The sequence below is a fragment of the Methylobacterium sp. A52T genome, from assembly GCF_053346095.1.
In genome coordinates, this window is the sequence record NZ_JBKFBI010000282.1 from 1 (window position 1) to 2238 (window position 2238).

The 2238-nt window shown below is 74.6% G+C and carries 1 protein-coding gene and 1 pseudogene; both read left to right on the forward strand.

Annotated elements, in window-relative coordinates:
* Positions 1–524: 524 nt before the first annotated feature.
* Positions 525–1109 (forward strand): annotated as a pseudogene (locus ACLBYE_RS30315) (cache domain-containing protein); the annotation flags it as partial.
* 385 nt (positions 1110–1494) lie between these two features.
* Positions 1495–2160, forward strand: a complete 666-nt coding sequence (locus ACLBYE_RS30320) for a methyl-accepting chemotaxis protein (RefSeq protein WP_447697005.1) — start codon at positions 1495–1497, stop codon at positions 2158–2160.
* Positions 2161–2238 lie beyond the last annotated feature (78 nt).

Sequence of the window (2238 nt, forward strand, 5' to 3'; positions counted from 1 at the left end):
GCCGCCCCCCCCCCCCCCCCCCCCGGGCCCCCGGAGGGGGCCGGGCGGCGGGCCGCCGGGGGCCGGCGGACGAGCGCGGCCGCCGGGCGGGCGTGGACGACCGGCGGCTCGCTGACCCGCCGCGTGTCGCGCGGCGTGAACCTCTCGAACGTCGCGTTCCGGCCTCGCCCGCCCCGCTACCGCGGTCCGGCACGCCGATCGGCGCCCGCGGGCCGTGCGACGGCGGCACGCGACCGTCCGCGACGAGGTCGACCGTTTCGGCCGACCGTTCCGCCGGGAGCGCGATGAAGCATATCTCGCATGTGTGGCCGGCATGGAATTATTCCAATGTTCGGCAGATGATCGGCGGGCGCGGCGCTGAAGGACAATTGATTCGATCCGCGAGCTTCGCGGTATAACTTTATTTTTAGGGAGGAATATTTGAGATGACGATCGGTAGAAAAATATTTTATCTTATCAGCGGCATCCTGCTGGCATTCATATCGATCGTGGGCGTCCAGGTCTCGTCCGTCGGCGCGGTGATGATGGAGGGGCGCAAGGCCGCCGTCCGCGCCCAGGTCGAGTCGGCGCACGGCATCGTGGCGGCGTTCGCCCGGCAGGCGGAGGCCGGCGCCGTCCCGGCCGACGAGGCGCGTCGGCGCGCGGCGGAGGCGCTGCGGGCCATGCGCTACAACGGCGGCGACTACGTCTTCGTCTACAGCTCGGAGCCGGGCAACATCGGCCGCAACGTCGTGCACCCCGATCCCAAGATCGAGGGCACGCGGTCCCGCGACGACGCGGCGATGAAGAAGACCTTCGTCTGGACGATGATCCAGCATGCCCGGGAGGGCGGCGGCTTCACCGAGTACCGCTGGGCCCGCCTCGGCGAGACCGAGCCCGCCCCGAAGGTCGCCTACTCGCTCGCCTACGAGCCCTGGCAATGGGTGATCAGCTCGGCCCTGTACGTCGACGACATCCACGCCCTGGACCGGGCGCGAATGGTCACCACCCTGCTCTGGCTGATTCCCCTCGGGATCGCGATCGGGCTGGTCGGGTTCCTGCTGGCGCGCAGCATCACCCGCCCCCTGAGCGCCTTCACGGCCGCCCTGCGCCGCCTCGCCGGCGGCGCGACGGACGTCGCCATCCCGGGTCTCGGCCGGCGCGACGAGATCGGCCAGATGGCCGAGGCCGCCGGCGTGTTCCGGGACAGCATGATCGAGGCGCGGACCCTGTCGAGCGAGCAGCGCGCCGAGCAGGAGCGTCGGCAGGAGCGGGCCCAGTGGATGGAGGCGGTGACCCGCAGCTTCGACACCGAGGCGAGCCAGCTCCTGGCACGGGTCGACACCGCCGCGGCCGGCATGCGGGAGGCCTGTCGGGCGATGGCCGACACCGCCGCGCAGGCGTGCCGGCAGGCCGGCCCGGCCGCCGGGGCGGGGGGGCCGGGCCGCCCCCCCGGGGCGGGCCCCCGGCCGGCCCGGCCGGCCCGCGGGGGGGGCCCAGCAGCCCGCCGCCAACGTGCAGAGGGGGGCGGCGGCGACCGAGGAGCTGTCCGCCTCGATCGGCGAGATCGGCGGGCAGGTCACCAAGTCGGCCGCGATCGCCGGTCAGGCGGTGAGCGAGGCGGAGCGGACCGACCGGCAGATCCGCGGCCTCGCCGGGGCGGCGGAGCGGATCGGGGAGGTCGTGCGGATCATCTCGGCGATCGCCGAGCAGACCAACCTGCTGGCGCTGAACGCCACGATCGAGGCAGCGCGGGCGGGCGAGTCGGGACGCGGCTTCGCGGTGGTCGCCGCCGAGGTGAAGGGCCTGGCCGGGCAGACCGCGAAGGCCACGGAGGAGATCACGGCGCAGATCGCGGCGATCCAGGGCGAGACGACGGAGGCGGTCGGCGCGGTCCACTCGATCGGGAGGACCGTCGACACGATGAACGCGATCGCCAGCGCGATCGCGGCGGCGGTCGAGCAGCAGCGGTTCGCCACCGGGCACATCTCGCAGAACATCGACGAGGCCGCCCGGGGGACCGACGCGGTGAGCGCGAACGTGGTCTCGGCCTCGTCGGCGGCGGAGGCGACGCACCGCGTGGCCGGTGAGGTCGGTGCCGCGGCCGGCGACGTCTGCCGCAGCGCCGAGGCCCTGCGCGCCGAGGTGATGCGCTTCCTCGTCGAGATGCGCGCCGCCTGATCGCGCCGTCGCCCCCGGCCGGGGCCGGCGGCCCGGGGGCCGGCCCGGGCCCCGCGCGCGGGGGGGGGGCGCGGGCCC